1 protein-coding gene is annotated in these 646 nt (G+C 65.3%); it reads right to left on the reverse strand.

Going from position 1 to position 646, the window contains the following annotated elements:
• On the reverse strand, positions 1-646 hold a 646-nt coding region (locus DU29_RS0129100; RefSeq protein ID WP_028624823.1), incomplete at both ends, for an efflux RND transporter periplasmic adaptor subunit.

A 646-nucleotide genomic window follows, 5' to 3' on the forward strand; every position in this document is an offset into this window, starting at 1 on the left:
CGGTCGCCGGGATTTAGACCTTCCTCGACGATGCGCAGGCCTTCGGCCTTGCGTCCCAGCGTGATGTCGCGGCGCTGGGCGGTGTTGTTCTCATCGATCACATACACGTACTTGCGGCTCTGGTCGGTCAGGATGGCCTTGTCGTCGATCAGCATGGCCTCGAAACTGCCGCTACCCGGCAGGCGCACTCGGGCATAGAGGCCCGGCGTAAGCAGGCCGTCGGGGTTGACCAGGGTGGCGCGTGCGCGGATGGTGCCGGTGGCCGCATCGACACGGTTGTCCACGAAGTCCACGTTTCCGGCGTGTGGATAGCCGTTCTCGCCGACCAGGCCCACCTGCACCGGGATACTTTCGCTGCGCTGGTCGGGGCGCTCTCCGTTGCGAGCCATGTGGGCGTAGCGCAGATAGGTACGCTCGTCGCCATCAAAATGCACGTGCACCGGGTTCAGCGAGACTACGGTGGTCAGGATGCTGGCCTGGCCGTCAGCACTCACCAAGTTGCCTGCCGTGACCAGTGCACGTCCGGCGCGGCCTGTGATGGGCGAACGTACCTGGGTGAACGACAGATCCAACTTGGCGGTCTCGACTGCGGCTTGGGCGAACTGCACGTTGGCTTGGGCCTGATCGGCGGCGGCGTGGCGCTGCT

This window comes from Pseudomonas sp. Ant30-3 (assembly GCF_000690905.1).
Classification (GTDB): domain Bacteria; phylum Pseudomonadota; class Gammaproteobacteria; order Pseudomonadales; family Pseudomonadaceae; genus Aquipseudomonas.